Here is a 24,036-nt window from a genome sequence, read left to right as displayed (position 1 = left end):
CGTTCCGCCGTCTGCACGGACACCGGCGTCGGTGAGCCCTCGATCCGGGCGTGACCGGTGCGGGTGTCGAGCGACTCAGCGGCCACGAGAATCTTCACCACCGGTCCACCCGTGCCGAGTAGCTGGGTGGAGTCGGTGTCGGCGCCGGCGGTGAGGAGGTGGGCGAAGGTGTCTGAGGCCAGCTGCTCCGTTGTGCGGGTGTCCGCGGTGATCGCCTCGGCCAGGGTCGCGTCGGTCGGGTTCACGAACCGGGGTCCCCCACGCCGGGGGGAGGTGGCCCGGTCGAAGAGGTCCCCGACGGTGGCTGCGGTCTCGGGATCCATGACCCAGCGCAGGTGTGCACCGCCATCGGGGGTGCGCCAGAACGTCAACGACCTCCGCGCGTGGGCGGCAGCCTCCCGGTCGGCGATGCCGTCCTCATCGAGCGCATCCCGCGCATCCCGGGCGAGACGCTGCAACCGGTCGGCATCCAGGGACGGGGCCACCTCGCACAGCCCGGCAGACGCCTCGGCAAGCACCGCGGCGGTGATATCGGTGGTGGGAACGCCCAGCCCGGTACGAATCGCAGCCGCCGCCTCAACCGACAGCGTGCCCTCGGTCAGAGCAGCTGCGACGGGCGCAAGCCACGGCTCGATATCGGGCGACGAAGCAAGTGATCCGATGGCAACGGCCGTCCGCGCATCCCGTTTCGTCGACCCGGTCGTGACCCGCACCAGCTCCTCCGGCGTGCGATGCCCGGTTCGCTGTGCCAACCCCGAAGACCCGAGAGCGGGAGCCGACCGGCGCGCAACCTCACCGGCGATCAGGGCCGCGTGCGTGGCGACAAGCTGTTGGGACCGAGCTACGGCCCGGCCGAGGGCAAGCAGATCGTCATCCGACACCGCAGAGTACGCGCGCGGCAGAGCAGACAGTGCCGCGAAGGCTGTGCCGTGCTGCTCTAAAAGATTCATACATCAATACTGAACCTTCGAACGAATGTTCGAGCAACTTATCCACAAGCTAGTCGGCAAGCAGCCACACTGTCGTGTCGGACGCGACGAATCCGTCGAGCTCTTCGCCACTGACCAGCAGCACCTCACCGGCGGGTAGCGCCACGGGGGCAGTGCCGGTGTTCGCAATCACGGTCACGTCTCCGTTGCGGAACGCTACGACGTCAGTCCCGAGATCCATCCATTCGATTGCGCCGAGTCCGAAGCCGTAGGTCGACCGCAGCGACAGGGCGAGTGTGTACAGCGACAGCGTGGATCCCGCGACACCGACCTGCTGGTCGCGCGCAAACGACGCCCACTCGGAGGGCTGCGGCAGCCAGCTCGCACCCGTGCTGTTGAAGCCGAAGGCGGGAGATGCGCCCTCCCACGGGATCGGCACGCGGCAGCCGTCGCGACCGTAGCGCTCCCCGTTGGTGCGGAACCACGTCGGGTCCTGGCGCGAGTCGTCGGGCAGGTTGATGACCTCGGGCAGCCCGAGTTCCTCGCCCTGGTAGATGTACGCGCTTCCGGGCAGGGCGAGCATCAGAGCGGTGGCGGCGCGCGCGCGGCGCAGGCCGAGCACGGGGTCGGGCTGGCCCGGTGACAGCGGTCCGACGCCGGCGCCCTGCGGGTTCTCGGCTGTCAGTGCGAGTCGGGATGCGTGACGCACCACGTCGTGGTTCGAGAGCACCCAGGTGCTGGGCGCGCCAACACCGGAGAACGCGTGAATCGAGGTGTCGACGACCGCGCGCAGTGCCGCTGCGGACCACGGCGTCTCGAGGTAGGAGAAGTTGAACGCCTGGTGCATCTCGTCCGGCCGCACCCAGCGGGCCAGCTTGGTGAGCGGCTCGACCCAGGCCTCGGCGCAGAGCACGCGGTCGCCCTCGTACTCGTTGAGGAGCGTGCGCCAATCGCGGTAGATCTCGTGAACACCATCCTGCGCCCAGTAGGGCGGTGTCTCGTCGGACTCGATGCCCCCACCCATCGATCCGGAGTCGGCGGGAGGGGTGTAGTCGGGCAGACCGGGCGCCTTGATCATGCCGTGGGCGACGTCGACGCGAAATCCGTCGACGCCACGATCGAGCCAGAAGCGCAGGATGTCGCGGAACTGCTCGCGCACCCACGGGTTCTCCCAGTCGAGGTCGGGCTGCGAGGAGTCGAACAGGTGCAGGTACCACTGGCCGTCGGCGATGCGCGTCCAGGCCGGGCCGCCGAAGACGGACTCCCAGTTGTTGGGGGCGAGTTCGCCCGAGGAGCCACGGCCCTCGCGGAAGATGTAGCGTGCTCTTTCGGCAGAGCCCGGCAAAGCGGCGAGCGCCTCCTGGAACCACGCGTGCTGGTCGGAGGAGTGGTTGGGAACGATGTCGATGATGACGCGCAGGCCGAGCTCGTGGGCGCGGTCGCGCATGGCGTCGAAGTCTGCGATGGTGCCGAACAGCGGGTCGACTCCCACGTAGTCGGCGACGTCGTAGCCGGCGTCCTTCTGCGGTGACGTGTAGAACGGCGAGAGCCAGATGGCGTCAATTCCGAGCGCCGCGAGCGAGTCGAGGCGGGCCGTGATGCCGGGCAGGTCGCCGATTCCGTCGCCGGTGAGATCCGCGAATGACCGGGGATAGATCTGGTAGATGACGGCCGTGCGCCACCACTCGGATCCGGGTGTCGAGACGGTGGAGTGGGCGATCGAGGTGCGCCCCGAGGCTGCGGCCAGAACGTCGCTAGCAATAGTCATGCCCTAAACCCTATCGGGTGGAGGCAAAACTGTAAGCGCTTGCCATCCGGTAACGGTTCTCTGAAAAGACTGGCCAAACACCCCCCAAACGGGGTATATCTGTAAGCGCTTGCAGAATTCGAGCACCAAGAGAACGACCTCTTGATCCGCGCACCTGCGTGGGACGACGAGGTCCCACGCACACGAAAGGTGACACCGATGAAGAGAGCGGGCATAGCCGCTGTATTCACGATCGCAACCCTGGCCCTGGCGGGCTGCGCGGGCGGCGGAGGCAACGAGGGTGGTGAGGCAGGAAGCACCCTGACGATCTGGGTCGACGCGAACCGGGCCGATGCGCTGAAGGACGTCATCCAGACCTTCGAAGACGACAACGGCGTCACGGTCAAGGTCGTGCAGAAGGAATTCGGTGACACCCTCAAGGAGGACTTCACCAAGCAGGTGCCGACCGGCAAGGGTCCGGATGTCGTTGTGGGAGCCCACGACTGGCTCGGCTCCTGGGTGCAGAACGGCGTGGTGGCGCCACTGACCGTGGACAACGCCGCTGACTTCCAGGACGTCGCCACCCAGGCGATGAGCTACGAGGGACAGCAGTACGGCCTGCCGGTGTCGATCGAGAACATCGCCCTGATTCGCAATACCGATCTCGACCCCGACCCGCACGACACCTTCGACGAGATGATCGCGACCGGTGAGGACCTGGTGGCCGCGGGCACGGTCGAGTTCCCGTTCATCGTGCAGGTGGGCGCGAACGCGGATCCGTACCACATGTACCCGATCCAGACCTCGTTCGGTGCCCCCGTCTTCGGCACCAACGCCGACGGCAGCTACAACGCAGACGACCTGCAGCTCGCGAACGAGGGTGGCGACAAATTCGCCGCGAAGCTCGTCGAGTGGGGCAAGAGCGGCGTGCTGAACGTGAGCGTCGACGGTGACATCGCGATCGAGAACTTCGTCAACAAGAAGTCGCCGTACATCATCACCGGTCCGTGGAATCTGCCTCGCATCAAGGAGGCCGGCATCAACTACTCGATCGAGGCAGTTCCGAGCGCCGGCGGTGAGCCGAGCCAGCCGTTCGTGGGTGTGCAGGGCTTCTTCGTGAGCGCGAAGACCGACAACGCGCTGCTCGCCAACAAGTTCGTGGTCGAATACCTGGGCAGCGAAGAGGTGCAGACCTCGATCTTTGAAAAGGGCGGCCGAGCTCCCGCACTGAAAACGGCCTTTGATGCCGCGCAGTCGAATCCGGATGTCGCGGCCTTCGGTGAGGTGGGTGCGGCCGGTGTGCCGCAGCCGTCGATCCCGGCCATGGGCCAGGTCTGGAGCGACTGGGGCGCAACGGAGGCCGCGCTGATCGCGGGTTCGGCGGGCGATCCCAAGGCCGCCTGGCAGAAGATGGCCGACACGATCGCCACGAAGATCAAGGGCTGACGATCGAACTCGTGGCCGGGCATCCGACATCGGACATCGGATGCCCGGTCACCCCTACCCGAGGAGAGTCATGACACGGCCGTCAACTCAGCCCAGCAAGTACAAGGAGACGCCGACCCTCAAGGCGGTCCTCATCAAGATCATCGCCCTCGGCCTGCTCGATGCGGTCGTCGTCTACGCGTTGTTCGTGCTCTTCCTCAAGGAGAGCTGGGTCGCGTTCGTGCTGGTCGCGATCGGCCTGGTCGCGATCAACTGGATCTACCTGACCCGTCGGGCACTGCCCGCGAAGTACCTCGCGCCGGGCATCGTCTTCCTCATCATCTTCCAACTGTTCGCGGTGGGCTACAGCGCCTACATCGCGTTCACCAACTTCGGTGACGGCCACAACTCGACCCGCGAGGACGCGATCGACTCGATCGTCGCGAAGTCCCTGCAGCGGGTGGAGAATTCACCGACCTACGACCTGACGGTGCTCGACCAGCTGGGCACCTACAGCTTCCTCGTGACGGAGCCGGACGGCACGGTGAGCCTCGGCAACGTGGAGAGCCCCCTCGAGCCGGTGGACAACGCGCAGCTCTCCGGTTCGGGCAAGGCGATCGGCCTCGACGGCTATACGGCCCTCGACTTCGCCGGCATCCTCGCGAACCAGCAGGCGATCTCGGCCCTGGCCGTGCCGCTCACCGACAACCCGAGCGACGGCGCGCTGCGCACCCCCGACGGCAGCAAGGCGTTCCTCTACGAGTCGACCCTCAAGTACGACGAGGCGGCCGGCTCCTTCACCGATGAGACGAGCGGCACGGTCTTCATCGATCGAGGCAACGGCCAGTTCGAGACCGCCGAGGGGGAGACGATCCAGCCCGGCTGGAAGATCGACGTGGGGTTCGCCAACTTCGCCCGCGCGTTCGGCGAGGAGGAGATCCGCCGACCGCTCATCGGCGTCGTGATCTGGACCTTCGCGTTCGCGATCCTGTCCGTCGCCACGACCTTCGCCCTCGGCCTGTTCCTCGCGGTGGTCTTCAACGACGCGCGTATGAAGGGCCGCCGCTTCTATCGGGTGATCGCGATTCTGCCCTACGCGTTCCCCGCCTTCCTCTCGGCCCTCGTCTGGGCAGGCCTGATGAACCGCGACTTCGGCTTCATCAACCAGGTTCTTCTCGGTGGGGCGGATGTCCCGTGGCTGACCGACCCCGTGCTCGCCAAGGTGAGCATCCTCATCGTGAACCTCTGGTTGGGCTTCCCCTACATGTTCCTGGTGAGCACGGGCGCCCTGCAGGCGATTCCCGACGAAATCGTGGAGGCCGCGAAGGTCGACGGCGCGAAACCGTGGGCGCTCTTCCGGCACATCAAGCTGCCGCTGCTCATGGTGTCGCTCGCGCCGCTGCTCATCTCGAGCTTTGCGTTCAACTTCAACAACTTCAACCTGATCTACATGCTGACGGGCGGGGGGCCGCGCGACATCGGCGCCGACGTGAATGTCGGGGCCACCGACATCCTCATCACTCTCGTCTACAAGGTGGCGTTCGGTTCGGTGGCCGGTCGCGACTACGGCCTGGCGAGCGCGTTCGCGATCATCATCTTCATTGTCGTGGCGACGGTCTCAGTGATCGGCTTCAGACAGACCAAGGCGCTGGAGGATTTGAACTGACATGATCACCTCGACTGTTTCGACCGGCCGGCGTTCCTCGTTCCGCAAGTGGTTCACCGCTACGGGTTGGCGGCACCTGATCGGTGTGGCCGTGATCATCTTCTGCGCCTTCCCACTGCTGTACGTGCTGTCCTCGTCGCTGAACCCGAACGGCACCCTCGTGGGGTCGAACGCGTTGTTCCAGGAGATCGACCTCGGCAACTACATCGACCTCTTCAACCGCCCGAGCCAGCCCTACGGCGCGTGGTTCCTCAACACCTTGCTCATCGGCGGCATCTCGTCGCTGGGCACGGTCTTTCTCGGTGCTCTCGCCGCGTACGCATTCTCGAGGATGCGGTTCACCGGCCGCAGGGTCGGCCTGCTGACGCTGCTGCTCGTGCAGATGTTCCCGCAGCTGCTCGCGGTGGTCGCGATCTTCCTGCTGCTCAATGCGATCGGCGACATCTTCCCGATCCTCGGCCTCGACAGCCAGCTCGGCCTGATCGTCGTCTACCTCGGCGGCGCGCTGGGCGTGAACACCTACCTGATGTACGGCTTCTTCAACACGGTGCCGCTGTCGATCGACGAGGCGGCGAAGATCGACGGGGCGAGCCACGCGCGCATCTTCTTCACGATCATCCTCAGGCTGGTGGCGCCGATCCTCGCGGTGGTCGGGCTGCTGTCGTTCATCGGCACGACCAACGAGTTCGTGATCGCGAGCGTGCTGCTCTCCGACCCCAGCAAGCAGACCCTCGCGGTCGGCCTGTACCAGTTCGTCTCGGATGAGACGAGCAAGAACTGGAGCCTCTTCGCGGCGGGGGCGGTGATGGCCGCGATCCCGGTGATGGCTCTCTTCCTCTATCTTCAGAAGTACATAGTTAACGGACTCACGGCGGGGGCGGTCAAATAGTGGGCAAACGGGTACCTCATCACGACGGATCACCTCTCTATGTGTCGACGCAGACACCCGAACTCGGGGATGTCGTGCGCGTCCGAGTTCGAGTCCCGAGTGATTTCGGCCCCGTTCATTCGATCCGCACCCGGTCGAATCCCGACCACGAGCCGCACTTCACCGACGCCACGCTGGTCGCCTCGACAGGCGGTTGGGATTGGTGGGAGGCGCCGCTCCGGGTCGAGAACCCGGTGCACGGCTACCGATTCCTGTTCGTGCTCGAGGACGGGTCGACCGGCTGGCTCGGTTCGAGCGGCTACAGCCTGATCGAGACCCGCGACTCCGAGGACTTCAAGTTCGTCTCCTACCCGGCCCCTCCGCCGTGGGCGAAGAACACGGTGATGTACCAGATCTTCCCCGACCGTTTCGCGCGATCGAGCGAGGCCGACGGTCGCGAGCTGCCGATCTGGGCCGAGCCCGCCGAGTGGACGGATGAGCCCATCCATATCGGCCCCTCGACCGCCCGCCAGTTCTACGGCGGCGACCTGCTGGGCATCGAGCAGAAGCTCGATCACCTGGTCGACCTCGGCGTGACGATGGTCTACCTGACCCCGGTCTTCCCCGCCCACTCCAACCACCGCTACGACGCCCTCTCATTCACTACGGTCGACCCGCTGCTCGGTGGCGACGACGCCTTGATCTCTTTGGTGGATGCCGCTCACGCTCGCGGTCTCAGCGTTATCGGCGATCTCACATCGAACCACTCCGGTGACGCGCACGAATGGTTCACGTCATCCCATCTCACGCCGGGCGCACCGGAGAGCGAGTTCTACTACTGGCTCGACCCTGAGCAGAAGAGTTACGTCTCGTGGCTCGGGGTGCCGTCGCTGCCCAAGTTCAACTGGGCCGCGCCTGAGCTGCGTCGCCGTTTCATCGAGGGCGAGCATTCTGTTGTGGCCAAGTGGCTGAAGGCGCCGTACAACTTCGACGGCTGGCGCATCGACGTCGCGAACATGACCGGCCGCTACCTCGACCAGGATCTGAACGCGGAAGTGCGCCAGACCATCCGCAAGACGATGATCGACGTGAACCCCGACACGATCCTGCTCGGGGAGTCGACGAACGACGCCCTCGGTGACTTCGAGGGCGACGGCTGGCACGGCGCCATGACGTACGCCAACTTCACCCGGCCGATCTGGGGCTGGCTGTCCAAGCGGGTCGAGAAGTCGTGGTTCTTCGGGCTGCCGTACGGCACCATCCCGTCGTACACCGGCCTCGACGTGTTCGAGGCGCATCAGCGCTTCGCCGCCGGCTTCCCGTGGCGGGTGCGCCTGCACAACATGAATGCGCTCGACACGCATGACACGGCCCGCTTCCGCACGAGCGCCCTCGACGGTGCTGTGCCGGTTGCGTTCGGGATGTCGGTCACCCTCCCGGGTATCCCGGTGGTCTTCGCGGGCGACGAGTTCGGTCTCGTCGGCGACGACGGGGAGCACTCGCGCTCCCCAATGCCGTGGGACGAGCGCGATGCGTCCGCGTCGACCATCGACCTGTACACGCAGCTCATTCACCTTCGGCGCGACCATGTGGCGCTGAACGAGGGTGGCATCCGCTGGTTGCACGCCGGTGAGGATGTGCTGGTCTACGTGCGCGAACACGCGGACGAGTGTGTGCTCGTGGTCGCGGCTCGCGCGGCGTTCGACGTGGAGGTCGAGCTCGACGGGCATCCCGAACTGCTGTGGGGCGAGACGGATGCAACGGACTCGCGTCTCTGGGGCGACGGACCGAGCTTCACCGTCTGGCGGCTGCCCGGAATCGTGCTTCCGTCGTTCTAGACCCCGTTCGGGTGTGTGCGCGAGAGGCCCTCGCGGATGCTAGTCTCTTACGGTGCCAAAATGGCGCGGAGCTTCGTGCGCCGCGACACGTTTGCGCCCCCTTAGCTCATTGGTAGAGCACTTCCTTGGTAAGGAAGAGGTAGTGGGTCCGATTCCCACAGGGGGCTCGTTGATTCGGTCTTCGATCGGATTCGGCGCGGCGGGGTAGCTCAGGTGGTTAGAGCACACGACTCATAATCGTGGTGTCGCGGGTTCGAGTCCCGCCCTCGCTACATTCTGTTCGGGATGCGTTCCCGGATCCCTCGCGTAGCCTGATTCGATGTTCACCGAACGCGACCTCGAACTTCTCACTCGCCCGCTCTTTGCGATGATCACGGCGATTCCCGACGCCGGCGGCATTCCTGCTCCGCGACCCGTGTGGTTCGAGGTGGCCGGCGACGACGTTCAGATCTTCTCGCTCACCAGCTCGCCGCGAGTGCGCCGGCTCGAGGCCGATCCGCGGGCATCCATCGTGGTGTCGGCTCCGATGGGGGAGCCCGAGCACTGTGTCGCGGTCGAGGGCTCGGTTGCCGTCACCCCGGACGGCGCGCTCGAACTCGCCGACCGCCTGTCGGCCCGCTACCGGGAACCCGACAAGCTCGACGACTGGTCGGGTATGGACCTCGTGCGGATCGTGCTCACGCCGACGAAGGTGCGGCGCTTCACTGCCTAGTCGACCTCGAGCGCCCGCTCCAGCGCCACCCACGAGAGCATCGCGCACTTGACCCGAGCCACGTAGCGCGAGACCCCGTTGAGCGCGATCGCATCGCCGAAGCGATCCTCGTCGAGCTCGATCGTTCCGCGGGAGCGCATCGCCACCCGGAAGTCGGCCAGCAGCGACGTAGCCTCGGCAACAGTCTGCCCGGTGACGAGAGTGCTGAGCAGCGACGCCGAGGCCTGGGAGATCGCGCAGCCGTGGCCCTCCCAGCCGAGGGCCTGGATGACGTCATCCCGCACTCGTAAAGAAACAGTGACCTCGTCACCACAGGTGGGGTTGACCTGGTGGGACGACGCCGTGACATCTTCGATGGGGTGGCGGCCGTGCGGCGCCTTCGAGTGGTCGAGGATCAGCTGCTGGTAGAGACCGTCGAGGTCGCTCATGAGGTCACTCCGAAGAAGGTGCGGGCGTCGGCGACGCCCTGGAGGAAGAAGTCGATCTCGGCTTCAGTGGTGTAGATGCTCGCGCTCGCGCGGGTGCTGGAGATGAGCCCGAGTCGGCGGTGCAGCGGCTGCGCGCAGTGGTGGCCGACGCGCACGGCGATGCCGCGGTCATCGAGGAACTGGCCCATGTCGTGTGAGTGGATGCCCGGCACATCGAAACTCGCGAGCCCGACTCGTTCGCCGCTCGCGCCAAGAACGCGCACTCCGGCGATGGCCGAGAGGCCGTCGATGAGGCGCCGGCTCATGAGGGTGCCGTGGGCGGCGACGCGATCCATGCCGATCGCGCCCAGGTAGTCGACGGCGCTCGCGAGGGCGATGGCCTGGGATACCCGCTGGGTGCCCGCCTCAAAGCGCTGGGGCGCGGGCAGGAACTCGGCGGCCTCCATGGTGACCGTGGTGATCATTGAGCCGCCGGTGAGGAACGGGGGAAGCGCGTTCAGCAGGGCCCGGCGCCCGTAGAGCGCGCCGATGCCGGTCGGCCCGAGCATCTTGTGACCGGAGAACACGGCGAAGTCGACGTCGAGGGCACGCAGGTCGAGCGGCAGGTGCGGCGCCGACTGGCAGGCGTCGAGCACCACGAGGGCGCCGACCGCGTGGGCGGCCGCCACGATCTGAGCGACCGGATTGATGATGCCGAGCACGTTGGAGACATGCGAGAACGCGACGATGCGCGTGCGTGCGGTGATGAAGTCGTCGGCAGGAAGCAGCACGCCGTCATCGTCGACCGGGATATACCGAAGCGTTGCTCCGGTGCGTTGCGCGAGCTGCTGCCACGGGATGAGGTTGGCGTGGTGCTCGAGCTCGGTCACGAGGATCTCGTCGCCCGGCTTTAGCGCGAGATCCGCGTACGCGGGGCCGGCGGTCGACGCGTTGGAGAACGCGTAGGCGAGCAGGTTGATGCCCTCGGTCGCGTTGCTGGTCCAGACGATCTCGTCGGGCCGGGCGCCGACAAAGCGGGCCACGGTCTCGCGGGCGTCCTCGAATTCCTCGGTCGCCTCGGCGGCGAGGGTGTGGGCGCCGCGGTGGACGGCCGAATTGCGGCGCAGGGAGAACTTGCGCTCCGCGTCCAGCACGGACAGCGGTTTCTGCGAGGTCGCGCCGGAGTCCAGGTACACGAGTGGTTGACCGTTCACCTCGGTCGCAAGGATCGGAAAGTCACCGCGAATAGCGAGGATCTCGGATTCGGTGAGGGGTGCTGCGGTGTTCACGTGTTCCTTCGATTGAGCCGGTACATCCAGTCTGACGTGTTCGGCGCGCGCGCGCTGCCCAGGTGACAGCCGGTGCTGCCAGACTTGCGCCATGACCAGGCGCGCTTTCCTCCTCCGAGCGGTGAACGTGGGCGGCACCGCGAAGCTGCCGACGGCCGAGCTGCGGGCGCTCGCCGAAGAGCTCGGTGCTCGGGATGTCGCGACCTACATCGCCAGCGGCAACCTCCTGGCCACGGCTCCCGCAGGCTTCGAGAAGAAGCTCGAATCCGCGATCGAGGAGAAGTACGGGTTCTTCCGGGATATCACCTCGCGGACGCAAGCCGAGCTGGAGGCGGCGCTCGCCGCGCATCCCTTCGAGGTCGACAACCCGAAGTATTCCTACGTGACCTTCTTGAAGGAAGAGCCTGCACAGACTGCCATCAACAAGGCGCAGACTTTCGCGACGGGCGACGATGAGTGGGCCGTGCTCGGCCGGGACATGCACATCCGCTACGCGAACGGCGCGGGCACCCCGAGCATGAAGATCGACCCGATCATGCGCGCGATCGGCACACCGGGCACCGGCCGCAACCTCACGACCGTGCAGAAGCTGATCGACCTGCTAGCCGCAGCTGGCGAGTGACGAGGGCTCTTCGAGCTTGGGGTCGACGCCCCACTCGCTGAAGGTGAAGCTGCCGAGTCCACTTGCATCGGCGGCGTCGAGGGTGGTCGGAAGCGGTGCGCCGATGGCGGATACGCTCAGCGAGCCGATCGGCCCCGGCCCGGCACCGACGACGAGCGAGAGGGTGTCGTCGACGACGGGGCCGGTCGAGACCGAGATCTCCGACTCGCCTTCGACGATCAGCAGGTCGGAGATGAGTCCGACCGGGTCGAGCAGCGAGCCCCACTCGGCGACGGCGAAGCGTCCGGTGGGCAGGCAGGCCCACTCGGCACCCGCCGCGGCGACGGCGACGGCGTCGGCATCGAGCCCTGCCTGGGCCAGGAACGCCGCGTTGCCGCGAGCGACAGCAACGTCATCCTGCACGCGCACCGCACCGCTGAGTTTGCCGGCCGTGAGGGTCGCCTCATAGTCGGTGGATGACCCGCGCACCTCGACGGCGACCGACAACCCGTTCACGGGGTCGCGTTCCCCTTCGGGTGCCGGGAGTCGCTCGGTGAACGTGCCGACCATGCTCACCCATCGCTGCTCACGGGAAGCGAGGATCACCGAATCGAGCGCGTCGGGCCCGGCGAGGTACTCGATGCCGTTGCGGGCAGGATCGTCGATCTCGACCTGGTCGAGCGGGATATTGGTGGGGACGACCAGCGCCTGGCCGGAACCCGCGCAACCCGTGAGGGTCACGGCCACGGCGAGAAGAAGGAGTGCCCTACTCGGGCGCATCGGTTGCATCAGTCGCATCGGCGACGCAGACGCTCGCGGCGCCCTGGCTCTCGAGGTTCGACGGGTCGAGCGTCACATCGCCGCTCGTCTCCGCGGCGCGCACCACGAAGCACGAGTCGTCGGTGATGAGGTCGGCGAACTTCGGCACCCAGGCTTCGCTGCCCTTGCGCACGAGCTGGGAGACGTCGAGCACCTCGTCGGATCCGGGTTCGATCACGTACAGGCTGAACGGCACATCCGGGCCGGTCCAGGTGAGGTGCACGTTGCCCTCGCCCCCGGTGATCGCGAGATCGGAGACCTTCGCCGGTCCGTCACCGAGCACACCCATGACGGTCATCACCACACCGACGACGACGGCGACGATCGTTGTCGAGATTGACACGATGAAGGCGGGGTGGCGGAAGAAGCTCTTCGCAACAGCTTTGTCTTCGGCCAGTTCGGGCAGCACGCTCTCGCCGGTGGAGAGGCTGCGTTTGCTGCTGTCGGCGGGAACGCCCCAGGTCTCGAACAGCATCGGCTGGCCGACCGACCAGCCCAGTCGGCGCTGGCCTTCGTCCGCGGGGGCCTCAGCGAGAGCTGGGCCGCCGGCGGTGCCTGGCGCGATAGTCATGGTTCGCATCATATCGGGCGCTTGTATACGCGCAGAATCCTCGGGTTCGTATCCACGGCTTCGGGAGACTGGCAGGATGGGAGGCATGAGACCCGCGAGAGCCGCAGCCGCCCTGCTGCTCGCCAGCGCCGTGCTCATCCCCCTCGGATTCGGCAGCGCGTTCGCCGCCGGCGAGGAGGGCGAGGAGGAAGAGAAGCCTCCGGTCAACCCCGTCGAGGTCGCGATTCCCTACGAGGCCGAGTTCGAGGCCGGTATGGCCGGCGGCTGGACGATCGCCAACTGTAAAGCGCTCAGCACTCCCGCGCCGGAGATCGGTTTCACCTGCGAGGCGGACAAGATGACGTTCACCGCGGACGAGTACGACCCGAAGTTCGAAGAGGTCGTGTTCCCCGTGCAGCTGCGCAATGGCGGCCAGCGGCTCACCGTCAACTACCGCGTCTCGATGGCGCCGCCGCTCATCCCGGCCGTGCCCGAGCTGGTCTACGCGTACCCCTTCCCGAGCGGTTCGCGCATCCTTCTGCCGCTGTCCGACCTGAACATCGCCTGCGAGGGCTGTGCAGAGGATGGCCCGAAACTCGAGATCCTCGAGATGCTCCCCGCCGACGTGGCCGACGCCTGGGCCACCCGTACCCACATCGAGATCGCGACGAAGCCCGGGTACACGGGAACCATCGCGCTCGCCGTGCGCGCAACCGACCCCTTCAAGCAGAAGTCACAGATCGTGCCGCTCACCGTCAACGTGTACGCGGCCGGCGAGACTTCGCTCACCGCGCTACACGTGGTGGTGCACTCGAACGAGCTGACCGAGCCGATCGACCTCGCCGAGCTCGTCAACGACTCCGCGGGAGAACCCGTCACCTTCCTCGGCTGCGGCCTGGCCGTGCTCGGCACGGCGGTCTGCGACCGTGAGGGGCTCGCCACGTTCACGCCGGCAGCCGACTCCACGAGCGCCGATCAGTTCTCGTTCCACGTGCTCTCGGCCGCCGGGGAGCAGGCCACCGGCAGCGTGACCGTCATCCCGAGCGATCTCGAAGCGGACTGGCCGGCAGGTATTCTGCCTTCAAGCGCTGCGAACAAGAAGGCAACTGTAATTCCGGTGCGGCCCGTCGTCGAAGAAGAGGACGCGGTAGCCGCAGGACTTTTCGCACCACTGAAGACCGTGCTCGACCGGGTAACCGGCAGGGCCGACACCAAGGGGAAATCATGAACGTCAGGCTCAGCATTGCGCGCGGTGGTTCGGGTTCCGCCGGCGCGAAGTCCTGGCTCCTCGACGTCACCGAGGACACCTCGGTCGCCGAGCTCGCCGAGAGCATCGGCGTCGCGCCCGAACTTATCGCTCCGGGGGATGAACCGAGCGTCTCGCTCGGCGACGCCCGCATCTTCAGCGGCTCGGTGCTGCCATCCAGCGGAGCCCGTCCGATCGCGTCGGGGTCTCCCCGACTCGAGGTCATCGGCGGACCGTTCTCGGGCGAGGCCTTTGCGCTGCGCCCCGGGCAGTCGCTCACCATCGGCGGCTCCGGCTCGATGGACCTCTGCATCGCCGACCCGCACATCGCGAGCCACCACGCGACCCTGACCCTCGCCGCGAGCGAGATTCCCGGGGGAGCGGGCCCGCTGCGCGCATCCCTCGAACTGCCGAGCCCCGACGCGTCCGTCTGGGTGAACGGCGAGGAGGTCAAGGAGCCGCGGGCGATCGTTCCGGCCGACATCCTGCAGATCGGCAGCTCGCTGTTCCGCATCGGCATCGAGCCGTACTCCGAGGCCGACATCTCGCCCGACGAGGTCGGCATGCGCGGCTTCAACCGCCCCTCCCGCATCGCGCTCGCGAAGAAGGCGCCGGCCGTTGTGCTGCCCGGCGACCGCCCCGAAGAGGACGACAAGACGCCGCTGCCCTGGCTCTCCGCGCTGATCCCCGTCGTGCTCGGCGTGACCATGGCGTTCGTGTTCCAGCGTCCCGTGATGCTGATCATGGCCGCGGCCTCGCCGATCATGGTCGTCGGAACGTTTATGACGAACCGCGCCCGCGCCAAGAAGAAGGGCATCCGCACCTTCGACACCTGGGTGCGCGACCTCGGCAACGCCCGCGACCGCATCGCCCAGTTCGTGCGCGAGCAGCGCCTCGACGCCTGGTACCGCTCGCCCGACCCCGTCGTCATCGCCGACATCGCGACCCGCCCCCTCTCGCGCCTGTGGGAGCGCCGCAAGATCGATGCCGACTCGCTCCAGCTTCGCTTCGGGGTCAGCGAGGTCGACCTCGATGTGCGCTTCGAGGGCGGCGGCCAATCGGATCGCGTGCTGTCACGCCGCGTGGGAGTGTCGCCGACGCCGGTTGCCGCGGACCTCGCATCCGGTGTCCTGGGCATCGCCGGGCCGGAGGACGTGACCCGCTCGACGACTCGCGCCATGGTCGCCTCGCTCGCCACCCTGCGCTCGCCGCGCGACACTCAGATCGTCGTTCTGTGCGACGACGCCGACGCGCCCTATTGGGAGTGGGTGCAGTGGCTGCCGCACGCCCAAGCGGGCAAGAGCGTCGTCGCCCTGATCGGCAACACCGATGACACCCGCCGCGAACGCCTGCGCGAACTCACCGCCATCGTCACGGCCCGCATGCGTGCCGCGGCCGAACGCGGCATCGCGGGCTTCGACAGCCACATCGTCGTGGTTCTGGATGGCGCCCGCCGTTACCGCACGCTCCCGGGAATGGTGCAGCTGCTCGAGATGGGCGCCCAGGCCGGCGTCTACTTCATCGCGATCGACTCGGACCGCTCGCGCCTTCCGGAAGAGGCGAAGACCGTTATCCAAGTCGATGATGACGACCCGTCGCTCGCGCACTTCGAGTCGGCCTCGGTCTATTACCCGTCCGTGCTGCTCGACGGCATCTCGGTGCCGACGGCGGAGGGCATCGCCCGCAGCCTGTGCTCGATCAAGCACATCGGCGGCGCGGGCGACGAGGCCATGCTGCCAACCAGCGTGCGCTTTGTGAGCCTGCTCGGCATCGACCTCGACGACCCGAAGAAGGTCGTCGAGAAGTGGGAGGCCGTGCCGCGTCGCACGAACGTGGTCGTGGGCGCTGGCCTCGAGGGCGAGTACGCCGTCGACATCGCGACCGACGGACCGCACGCGCTCATCGCGGGAACAACCGGTTCCGGTAAGTCCGAGTTCCTGCAGGCGCTCATCGTCTCGCTCGCGCTCTCCAACCGGCCCGACGCCCTCAACTTCGTGCTCATCGACTACAAGGGCGCCTCGGCGTTCGATGATTTCGAGGGGCTGCCGCACCGCGTCGGTACCGTCACCAACCTCGACGCGCGCGAGACCGAGCGAGCCCTCGTCTCGCTCGACGCCGAACTCAAGCGCCGCGAGTCGGTGTTGCGCATCGACGAGTTCAAGGTCAAGGACGTCGACGCCGCCTGGGACAAGAACCCCGAGCTCGCCGCGAAGTCGGGTCTCGCCCGCCTGATGATCGTGATCGACGAGTTCGCCGAGCTGAAGGCCGAGCACCCCGAGTTCATCAACGGCCTGGTGCGCATCGCCCGCGTCGGCCGTTCGCTCGGTGTGCACCTGATCCTTGCGACGCAGCGACCCTCGGGCAGCGTCACGCCCGAGATGCAGTCCAACATCAACCTGCGCGTCGCCCTGCGCGTGACCGACCGCTCCGACTCGACCGACGTGCTCGGTTCGGCCGAGGCCTCGCTCATCAGCGTCGCGACCCCGGGTCGCGGCTACGTGCGCGCGGGTGTCGGCGGGGCTCCCGTCGGCTTCCAGACCGCTCGTGTGGCGGGCATCCGCCCGGGCGCCCAGCGCACCCGCAAGGTGCTGCCGCGCAAGGTCCCGATGGAGTGGAGCGGCGTCGGCTTTATGCCGCGCTTCCCGAACGCCGACGGGCCGCAGAGCGCTCGCCTCGACCAGGATGACACCGATCTGCGCGCCCTCGTGTCGTTGATTGCGGATGCCGCGAAGCTCATGAACATCCCGCGCAACCCGTCCCCGTGGCTCGTGCCGCTGCCCAACGTGCTGCCGGTATCCCGCATCGAGGACTCGGACGCGAGCGAGACCGCCATCGTCATCGGCCTCGAGGACGTGCCCGACGAGCAGCGCCAGCGACCCCTGCTGTGGGATCTCGCCACCGACTCGCACCTGCTCTTCATCGGTGGTGCCCAGTCCGGCCGCACGACGGTGCTGCGCACCCTGCTCGGCCAGGTCGTCTCGCGCCAGTCGCCCGCCGACGCACACCTCTACATCATCGATTACGGCAACGGCGGACTGCTCCCGCTCGGCGTCACCCCGCACGCGGGTGCGGTGGTGACCCAGCTCGAGCATGCCCGCCTGCCGCGCCTGCTCGGCCGCATCATCGAGGAGCTCGCGCGCCGCCAGACCGTGCTCTCCGCGGCCGCCGTCGGCACGATCGCCGAACAGCGCCGAACCGCAGCCTCGCCCGAAGCTAAGCTGCCGTACATCGTGGTCGCGCTCGACGGGTGGGAACGCGTCATGTCATCCCTCTCGCCTGATGACCTGCCCGGCTTCCGCGACCAGGTGATGCGCATCCTGCGCGAAGGCCCCGCCGTGGGTGTGCGCTTCGTCATCACCGCCGACCGCGGTGTGGTCGGCGAGAAGATCGCCGGCTTCATCGACACCCAGTACGTGCTGCCGCTGCGCGATCCGGGGGATTACCGCTCCGCGGGAATCATGATCCGCGAAGTGCCCGAGAACATGGCACCCGGCCGCCTGATGTTCGGTCCGGCCGGACGCGAGGCGCAGGTCGCCGTGATCGGCCGCGACCCCTCCGCCGAGGCTCAGGCCGTGACGCTCAAGGTCATCGCCGACAGTGTGCGCGACCACTACCGCGCCAACCCGATGTCGGTCTCGCTGGCACGCCCGTTCCGCGTGGACGTGCTGCCGACGAACGTCGCGCTCTCCAAGGTGCACGAGCTGCCCCTTGCCTCGGGATGCACCGCCGAGTTCCCCACCATGGGTGTCGGCGGCGACGAGCTCTCCCGCTACACGATCGGCTGGCCCGACGCGGGCGGCTTCGCGGTCATCGGCGACCGTGGAAGCGGAAAGTCGACGACGCTGGCATCGCTCGGCCACCAGCTGCAGTGGTCGCAGACCCCCATGGCGATTGTCGCTGCACGCGAGTCCGCGCTGACAGAGTGGGCGGCAGCGTCATCCATACCCCGCCTGTCTTCTGCGCAGACCACGGCGGCCGAGCTGGAAGCTGCTCTCGCGCCGCTCGGCACCGGGCGCATCACCCTGCTCATCGACGACCTCGAGTCTCTTGCCGGATCTCCGCTCGAACTCGCGATCATGCAGTCGAAGGCCAGATTCGTCTTCTGCGTGAGCCTCGGCTTCGAGACGGCGTCGAAACAGTTCTCCGGGCCCTTCGGTGAAGTGCGCAAACACCAGCAGGGCGTGTTGCTCTCACCGACCGCTGCGATGTTCGGACAGCAGGTATTCAACCTGCGGATTCCTCGTTACATGCTGGGTCGTTCGGCCCCGGGTTCGGGAGTGCTGTTCCACCAGGGCGACTGGACGCAGGTGCAGGTGCCCGACCCGAGCCAATAATCGTCGGCCTGTGGTTGCTAGACTTTGATGCTGGCCGGGGGTTCATCGGCAGGAGAGGCGACCGATGGCTGCGAAGTGCGCACACTGTGGCGAAGCTCTGCGCCCGCACAGCATGTTCTGCCTCAGCTGCGGCCAGCTGGTAGCGCAGTCTGCACCGCCCTCGAGCCCGCCGTTCAGTGACACCAACACGAGCTCGCCTGTTCCCAAGGTCGCCGCCTTTGTCCCGCCCGTCGTGCAGGCGCCACCCGCGCCGCCCGTCGGCCCCGGGCACCAGCCCGTGCAGGTCGCGGAGCGCCGTGAGTCGCAGTTCGCGATCCAGGCGTCGAGTGGCGAGACCTTCACGGTGAAAGGTCAGGCTCTCGTCGGGCGTCGCCCCGAGTCGGCCTCCGAGCAGGAAGGCATTCCGGGCTTCCCGCTCGACGACGACACCCGCTCCGTCTCTCGCGTGCACGTGCACCTGAACGCGATCGACGGTCGACTGTGGGTCACCGATCGCGGGTCGGGAAACGGAACCCAGATCGAGCGTCGCGGAGTGCGCATCGACTGCCCGACCGGAACGCCGGTCGCCGCGGGCGCCGGAGACCGGGTCTGGCTCGGCGAGGTATCGCTGTACGTGATGATTACCGTCGGCTGATAAGTTTCTCTCGAATGGTCCGCCCTACGAACCTGGAGTTGCTGTGACGGATGTACTTGCCGAGCGTTGTGCCGAACTCGCCGATGTGGCGCTCGACCTGCTGCGCGCGGTCATGGAGTGCCAGAACAATCCGGTGAAGCTTCCCGAAGTGCTCATCCAGATCCAGCGCATGCGTCCGATCATCGACGAGGGCACGGCCGGTATTGAGCGCTCGGAATACATCCGCTGGCAGTCCACGGCTCCCGCGACTCTCGACGAAATGGAGGCGGCCGTCGGTCGCGGAGATTTCAAGGGTGTCTGGGCCGCGTTCACGCACCCCGTCAAGGGCATGGACGGCCTCGGCCAGGGTTGCTCCGGCTACCCGCGCTGGTAGTTCAACAGCGTTCTGTACAGTGAACGGGTGATCTCGACTCCCCGTTCCACCCGCCTGCTCCTTCCCCTCCTCGCGAGCGTCGCCCTGGTCGCGAGCCTCGCGGCGTGCTCGTTTCCGGCACGTGGTGTGTCCACCGTTCCGATCGGCGAGACCGTCGAGATCCCGATGAGCGCGGACGGCAGCCTGAAATACAACATGTCGGTCGACGAACTCCAGCCGTTGGGCGCAGACGACGTTTCGGCCTTCGGTCTCAAGGAGCCCGACGGGTCGACGACGGCCTTCGAGGGACACGACGTGTACCTCGTGCGGTTCACGGTTACGAGCGCGACCGACCTCGAGGTGAAGGATTCGAGCTTCGTGCCGAACAAGTGGGCATTGATCTCCGACTCCGACGATGAGTTCCGCGGCATCATCTCCTCGATCAACGATGAGGCGGACTGCGAGGACTACCGCGATTCCGGCCCGAGCGGCTGCCAGGTAGTCGCCGTTCCCGAGGGTACGGAGATCACCATGGTCCGCTACATGGGAGTCGACGACGGCCCCAATCGTGGCAGCAGCGTCGGCGCCGAGCAGTGGGCAGGATGGACAATCCCGTAGACCCCCAAACAGGGGAATATGAACTTTCTCTGAAATAACGCCGTCAAAACTTGTGCATTACTCGGTAGACCAGACATTCTAGATACCTAGACCAACGGACCCGGCTGTGAAAAGTCGCCGGTCCACTCTCTCGGAGGTACGTTCATGGCCCAGATCAGCGTCACATCAGATTCCATCAGCGGCGTCGCCAACCAGCTGTCCTCGGGCGCACAGTCCATCGAGTCGCAGCTGCAGAACCTCAAGTCGCTCGTGGACGGACTCGTCGGTGGCGAGTGGTCGGGTGACGCATCGCTCAGCTTCCAGGAGCTGTACAGCCAGTGGGACCAGGCCGGCCTCCAGCTCAAGGAAGCCCTCGAAGGCGTCAGCGGAATCCTGTCGCAGGCCGCCATGTCGTACGAAGAGTCGGAGAACGCTATCTCCGGTACCTTCCGCGGCTAAAACCTTTTCAGAAACTTCACCTGGACGCCCGGCCTCCGGCCGGGCATCCGTAATTTTCTCAAGGGGGCGACACAATGAGTACCGAATTTCGCGTATCGACGAACACGCTCGGCGACGTAGCTCGACTGCTGCAGTCCGCGGTGGCCCTGTTCGACACGCGCCTCGCTGATACCAACGGGGTCGTAGCTAGCATCGCCGGCGGCAGCTGGCAGGGCGAGGATGCCGATCTCTTCACGGAGAACTACCGTGCGTGGGAAGGTAACGCCATGGCGCTGCGTCTTGTGCTCGACAACCTCTCGCACACGCTGCTTGCGGCCGAACGCACCTACGAGGCGACCGAGAGCGGGCTCGACTCGGGCTTCGACTCCGTCACGGCCGGAATGAGCGGCCCCTCGGCAAGCAAGGCCCAGCAGACGTCCAACGACAAGAGCGCAGAGTTCGTCAGTGCCGAGCCCATCGCCATGCAGTCGACGGGAGCCACACCGTGAGCGAGCAGCAGGCAGACATCGACGACCTCAAGCGTCTCGTCGACACCATGCAGAGCCTCACCGAGCACTGCGAGGCCCTCAAGCAGGGCGCCGCAGGATTCGCGTACATGCTCCCCGCCCAGTGGCAGGGTCCGGCGATGGGTGCGTTCCTCGCATTCTTCGAGACCTGGAGCGCCGGCGCCAGCGGTCTGGCCGAGGGTGCAGCATCGCTGCACACGCAGGCGGACAGCGTGCACAAGGCCTACAGCGCGACGGTCACCGAGCTCGACAGCGCGTGGACAACATTTGAGGGGTCGTTGGGCTAAGCCCACGACCACCTAACGGGGAGTCAAGAATGTCAAGCAGTTTCGTCAGGGTAGATCCGTTCCGACTCGCCGCCGACGGCGACGACATCGCCGCGGTCGCCGAAGCGGTCATCCGCGCCTGGACCAATGTCGAGAACGACCTCGCGGGTACGGCAGGCATGGCGGGCGACGACGAGGGCGCCGAGAACTGGGCTCGGGACTACGACGAGCTCGGCAAGATCATGAACAATGCGGCGATGGGATGCGTCACCGCACTCCAGTCGATGGAAAGCATGCTCGTCGGCACTGCGCGGGCGTACAACAACGTCGAGGGGCTCGGAGCGGGTAAGGGCGCGACCTCATCCTCGATCGTCGTCTCCGAACCCACTCCGTTCATCGCGCACAACATCCCCAGCGCAATCGGCCAGGGTCTCGACAATGTCTTCGGCGACGTCGCCGAGTTCCTCGAGGAGAAGATCGCCGAGATCGGCCTCGTCTTCCCCCGTGGCGACACCGACAAGCTGCGCACTGCCAAGGGCGACTGGGAGGCGTTCTCCCGCGACATCGACTCGGCGAAGAGCCGCCTCAGCAGCGCGATCGGCGGCGCACAGGCATCAGACCTTCCCCACACGAACTCGATCAACAACTCGCTGACGGCCATCGAAGGCCTGCTCGGCGATATGGCCGGCTATGCCCAGGACGAGGCCGACCAGCTCGAGGGCATCATCACGGCCATCGACGACACCCGTCACGAGCTGCAGACGATGATTACCGCTCTGCTGCTCGAGATCGCGGTCGGCGCCGGCATCTCTATCGCGCTCTCCTTCGTGACGTTCGGTGGCGCCGCCGCCGTCGGTGCGGGAGCCGCCGCGATCCGCATCGGCAAGTTCGTCATCGACGTCGCGGCGATCATCCGCAGGCTCGCGAGCCTCCTGCGCATCTCGGGGCAGACCCTCGGCCGGATCGTCTCCCTCGCCAACAAGTTCAAGAACGGTTCGTTCCTCTGGCGCGCGGGCTTCGAGGCCGGCTCCGGCGTGGCATCCTCGGTCATCGCCAACTTCGGTGCAGACATCATCAACGGCAACGAGATCACGCCGACCGACGCCTGGGGGTACATCCTCGGAGGCGCGGCCGGTGGAATCGTCGGCGGCCCGCTCGCGGTGGGAATCTCGCGTGCGCTCCCCAACAACCTCGGTGTGGCCATCGGCGGCAACGCGGTCGAGGGTGCGGTCAGCAACGTCGCGACAGAAGGCGTCACCTCCGCCATCAAGGGCGAAGAGTTCAATCCCATCAAGTCCGCCATCACCGGCGGCATCGGTGGCGCGGTCGTCGGCGGCGTGAGCCACGGCGTTGAGACCGGCATCTCGCACGGCAGCGGCAACGCGGGTGGCAGCGGCGGCGGAACGCCCACACCTACGTCCGCCGGCGGGGGCAACTCGTCGGTCAACGCTCCGACCGTGGACATCGGTGCGGGTGGCGGCGGAAACGCCGGCACTCCCTCGACGACGGCGCCGACACCCACGGGTGGCGCTGGCGGCGGCGGAACCCCCGGTGGCTCGGGATCGCCTGACGTGAACGTCAACACGCCTTCGACGAACGTCACGCTTCCCCCGGCAGGAACCGGCGGCGGTGGCGGACGCGGCCCCGACGGCGACGGTCCGTCGGTCGACGGCCCGAGCGTCGACAGCCCCACCTCGAACACGCCGACCGTTGATGCTCCTACGGTCGACAGCCCGACCGTGGACTCGCCGACCGTTGACTCGCCCACTGTTGACGCGCCCACTGTCGACAGCCCGACCGTGGACTCACCCACAGCGGACAGCCCGACTGCCGACTCGCCGACCGTCGACAGTCCCACGACCGACAGCCCGAGCTCGACGGACGCACCCACCGACTCGCCGTCGGACACGAGCACCGATGTCGACAGCTCCACTCCGACGGACTCCACTCCGAGCGGCGACGGTCCGAGCCTGGGCGACTCCATCGGCGACATCAACGTTCCCGATGTCGGCAACTTCCACCTCGACGTGGACGCGCCCCCGACCGACGCTCCCGGCACTCCCGGTGGTGATGGCCCGCCCGCCGACGCCGACTCCACCCCCGAGGGCGACACGAGCGTCGCCGATGACATCGCCGACATCACGGCACCCGACCCGGTCGAATGGCAGACGGACTTCGACATCAACGATCCCAAACCGGACGTTGACGTCACTCCGACCGACTCGACCGACCCGGTAGGAAGCGACCCGTTCTTCGGGGATGGCGGTCCCACGAACACCGGTCCCGACTACACCGGCGAAGCCACCCCATCCGAATCGATCCTGCCGCGCCTCAACGGCGAGGAGATCACCCACGCAACCCGCCTATTCGGTGCCGAGCAGCTGCCGTATTATCTGGACCCGAAGGCGACGTACGGCCTGCCGGGGTCCAACATGTTTGCATCCCCCGATGTCGATACTCACGTGCCGAACACGCGCATCGATTCGGTTCTTGAGACTGGCCTCGCGGAGTCGGCCACGAACGCCCTCATCGCGGGTGGCGACATCTTCGGTGTCACGATCCCGCTGGACGGAATCCCGATTCACACGGCGACGGCTGCCCATGCGGGCAACTGGCCGCACTTCCTGCCCGGCGGACACACGGCCTACAACCTCGAGGGTCACTGGTTCGTGAACGAGACGCGTGAGTTCGTGATCAAGGGCGGCTTCCCGCTCCCCCCGGGAACCATTGTCTTCAAGCTGCTCGAGGGCGGCGTCCGCGACATTATTGCTATCTTCGGATAGTCACAGGG

General features: G+C 66.8%; 21 protein-coding genes and 2 tRNA genes. 17 read left to right on the top strand and 6 right to left on the bottom strand.

What is annotated here, in order from left to right; all coding sequences use genetic code 11:
* Both EYE40_RS15340 and EYE40_RS15335 read right to left on the bottom strand, forming a co-directional pair.
* The coding region (locus tag EYE40_RS15340) for a DUF222 domain-containing protein (protein ID WP_130983140.1) at nucleotides 1-950 on the bottom strand (950 nt) is incomplete at its 3' end.
* A 49-nt stretch (nucleotides 951-999) separates the two neighbouring features.
* Entirely contained in the window at nucleotides 1,000-2,697 is a 1,698-nt protein-coding gene (locus EYE40_RS15335) for a glycoside hydrolase family 13 protein (protein ID WP_130983139.1), read from the bottom strand.
* Nucleotides 2,698-2,895: 198 nt separating this feature from the next.
* Here EYE40_RS15335 and EYE40_RS15330 point away from each other — a divergent pair, with 198 nt between their 5' ends.
* From EYE40_RS15330 to EYE40_RS15300, 7 genes are all read left to right on the top strand, one after another.
* On the top strand, nucleotides 2,896-4,122 hold the full coding sequence (locus EYE40_RS15330) for a sugar ABC transporter substrate-binding protein (RefSeq protein ID WP_130983138.1): 1,227 nt from the start codon (nucleotides 2,896-2,898) through the stop codon (nucleotides 4,120-4,122).
* A 70-nt stretch (nucleotides 4,123-4,192) separates the two neighbouring features.
* Nucleotides 4,193-5,767, top strand: a complete 1,575-nt coding sequence (locus tag EYE40_RS15325; protein WP_130983137.1) for an ABC transporter permease subunit — start codon at nucleotides 4,193-4,195, stop codon at nucleotides 5,765-5,767.
* Nucleotide 5,768: 1 nt separating this feature from the next.
* Entirely contained in the window at nucleotides 5,769-6,656 is an 888-nt protein-coding gene (locus EYE40_RS15320; RefSeq protein ID WP_130983136.1) for a sugar ABC transporter permease, read from the top strand.
* A 41-nt stretch (nucleotides 6,657-6,697) separates the two neighbouring features.
* Entirely contained in the window at nucleotides 6,698-8,473 is a 1,776-nt protein-coding gene (locus EYE40_RS15315) for a glycoside hydrolase family 13 protein (RefSeq protein ID WP_240034870.1), read from the top strand.
* A 95-nt stretch (nucleotides 8,474-8,568) separates the two neighbouring features.
* Nucleotides 8,569-8,640 (top strand) — tRNA-Thr (locus EYE40_RS15310).
* A 31-nt stretch (nucleotides 8,641-8,671) separates the two neighbouring features.
* Nucleotides 8,672-8,745: transfer RNA gene (locus EYE40_RS15305), tRNA-Met, on the top strand.
* A 47-nt stretch (nucleotides 8,746-8,792) separates the two neighbouring features.
* Nucleotides 8,793-9,185 (top strand): pyridoxamine 5'-phosphate oxidase family protein, encoded by a 393-nt coding sequence (locus tag EYE40_RS15300; RefSeq protein ID WP_130983134.1) that lies wholly within the window; start codon nucleotides 8,793-8,795, stop codon nucleotides 9,183-9,185.
* Here EYE40_RS15300 and sufU read toward each other — a convergent pair.
* Complete coding sequence (sufU, locus tag EYE40_RS15295) at nucleotides 9,182-9,613, bottom strand: Fe-S cluster assembly sulfur transfer protein SufU (RefSeq protein ID WP_130983133.1); 432 nt, start codon at nucleotides 9,611-9,613, stop codon at nucleotides 9,182-9,184. The two genes, EYE40_RS15300 and sufU, sit on opposite strands and share 4 nt — an antisense overlap.
* The gene (locus EYE40_RS15290) at nucleotides 9,610-10,881 is read right to left on the bottom strand and encodes an aminotransferase class V-fold PLP-dependent enzyme (protein ID WP_240034869.1); all 1,272 of its coding nucleotides are present in this window, start codon (nucleotides 10,879-10,881) and stop codon (nucleotides 9,610-9,612) included. The genes sufU and EYE40_RS15290 overlap by 4 nt, the downstream gene beginning before the upstream one ends.
* A 91-nt stretch (nucleotides 10,882-10,972) precedes the next feature.
* Here EYE40_RS15290 and EYE40_RS15285 point away from each other — a divergent pair, with 91 nt between their 5' ends.
* Complete coding sequence (locus tag EYE40_RS15285) at nucleotides 10,973-11,503, top strand: DUF1697 domain-containing protein (protein WP_130983131.1); 531 nt, start codon at nucleotides 10,973-10,975, stop codon at nucleotides 11,501-11,503.
* On the opposite strand, the gene EYE40_RS15280 is transcribed toward EYE40_RS15285, so the two are convergent.
* Nucleotides 11,483-12,262, bottom strand: coding sequence for a hypothetical protein (locus EYE40_RS15280; protein ID WP_130983130.1), 780 nt, complete (start codon nucleotides 12,260-12,262; stop codon nucleotides 11,483-11,485). The genes EYE40_RS15285 and EYE40_RS15280 overlap by 21 nt on opposite strands.
* Entirely contained in the window at nucleotides 12,249-12,872 is a 624-nt protein-coding gene (locus EYE40_RS15275) for a hypothetical protein (protein WP_130983129.1), read from the bottom strand. Before EYE40_RS15275 ends, EYE40_RS15280 begins: the two co-directional genes overlap by 14 nt.
* A gap of 85 nt (nucleotides 12,873-12,957) precedes the next feature.
* Here EYE40_RS15275 and EYE40_RS15270 point away from each other — a divergent pair, with 85 nt between their 5' ends.
* The 9 genes from EYE40_RS15270 (at nucleotide 12,958) to EYE40_RS15230 (ending at nucleotide 24,028) form a co-directional block, all read left to right on the top strand.
* A complete protein-coding gene (locus EYE40_RS15270; RefSeq protein ID WP_130983128.1) occupies nucleotides 12,958-14,079 on the top strand; it encodes an Ig-like domain-containing protein in 1,122 nt (373 codons plus the stop codon).
* The gene (locus EYE40_RS15265; RefSeq protein ID WP_130983127.1) at nucleotides 14,076-18,431 is read left to right on the top strand and encodes an FtsK/SpoIIIE domain-containing protein; all 4,356 of its coding nucleotides are present in this window, start codon (nucleotides 14,076-14,078) and stop codon (nucleotides 18,429-18,431) included. The genes EYE40_RS15270 and EYE40_RS15265 overlap by 4 nt, the downstream gene beginning before the upstream one ends.
* 64 nt (nucleotides 18,432-18,495) lie before the next feature.
* On the top strand, nucleotides 18,496-19,065 hold the full coding sequence (locus tag EYE40_RS15260) for an FHA domain-containing protein (RefSeq protein WP_130983126.1): 570 nt from the start codon (nucleotides 18,496-18,498) through the stop codon (nucleotides 19,063-19,065).
* A gap of 43 nt (nucleotides 19,066-19,108) precedes the next feature.
* The gene (locus EYE40_RS15255) at nucleotides 19,109-19,438 is read left to right on the top strand and encodes a hypothetical protein (protein WP_130983125.1); all 330 of its coding nucleotides are present in this window, start codon (nucleotides 19,109-19,111) and stop codon (nucleotides 19,436-19,438) included.
* A 27-nt stretch (nucleotides 19,439-19,465) separates the two neighbouring features.
* Entirely contained in the window at nucleotides 19,466-20,035 is a 570-nt protein-coding gene (locus tag EYE40_RS15250) for a hypothetical protein (RefSeq protein WP_130983124.1), read from the top strand.
* A gap of 144 nt (nucleotides 20,036-20,179) precedes the next feature.
* Nucleotides 20,180-20,473 (top strand): WXG100 family type VII secretion target, encoded by a 294-nt coding sequence (locus EYE40_RS15245; protein ID WP_130983123.1) that lies wholly within the window; start codon nucleotides 20,180-20,182, stop codon nucleotides 20,471-20,473.
* Between the two features lie 74 nt (nucleotides 20,474-20,547).
* Nucleotides 20,548-20,961 carry a WXG100 family type VII secretion target gene (locus EYE40_RS15240; RefSeq protein WP_130983122.1) on the top strand — a complete coding sequence of 138 codons (414 nt, stop codon included), beginning with the start codon at nucleotides 20,548-20,550 and terminating at the stop codon, nucleotides 20,959-20,961.
* Entirely contained in the window at nucleotides 20,958-21,266 is a 309-nt protein-coding gene (locus EYE40_RS15235) for a WXG100 family type VII secretion target (RefSeq protein ID WP_130983121.1), read from the top strand. The genes EYE40_RS15240 and EYE40_RS15235 overlap by 4 nt, the downstream gene beginning before the upstream one ends.
* Before the next feature lie 29 nt (nucleotides 21,267-21,295).
* The gene (locus EYE40_RS15230) at nucleotides 21,296-24,028 is read left to right on the top strand and encodes a hypothetical protein (protein ID WP_130983120.1); all 2,733 of its coding nucleotides are present in this window, start codon (nucleotides 21,296-21,298) and stop codon (nucleotides 24,026-24,028) included.
* Nucleotides 24,029-24,036: the final 8 nt, after the last annotated feature.

This window comes from Glaciihabitans arcticus, from assembly GCF_004310685.1.
GTDB classification, from domain to species: domain Bacteria; phylum Actinomycetota; class Actinomycetes; order Actinomycetales; family Microbacteriaceae; genus Conyzicola; species Conyzicola arctica.
The sequence above is the reverse complement of the archived record's forward strand: the minus strand, read 5'-3'. Positions and strand labels throughout refer to the sequence as shown.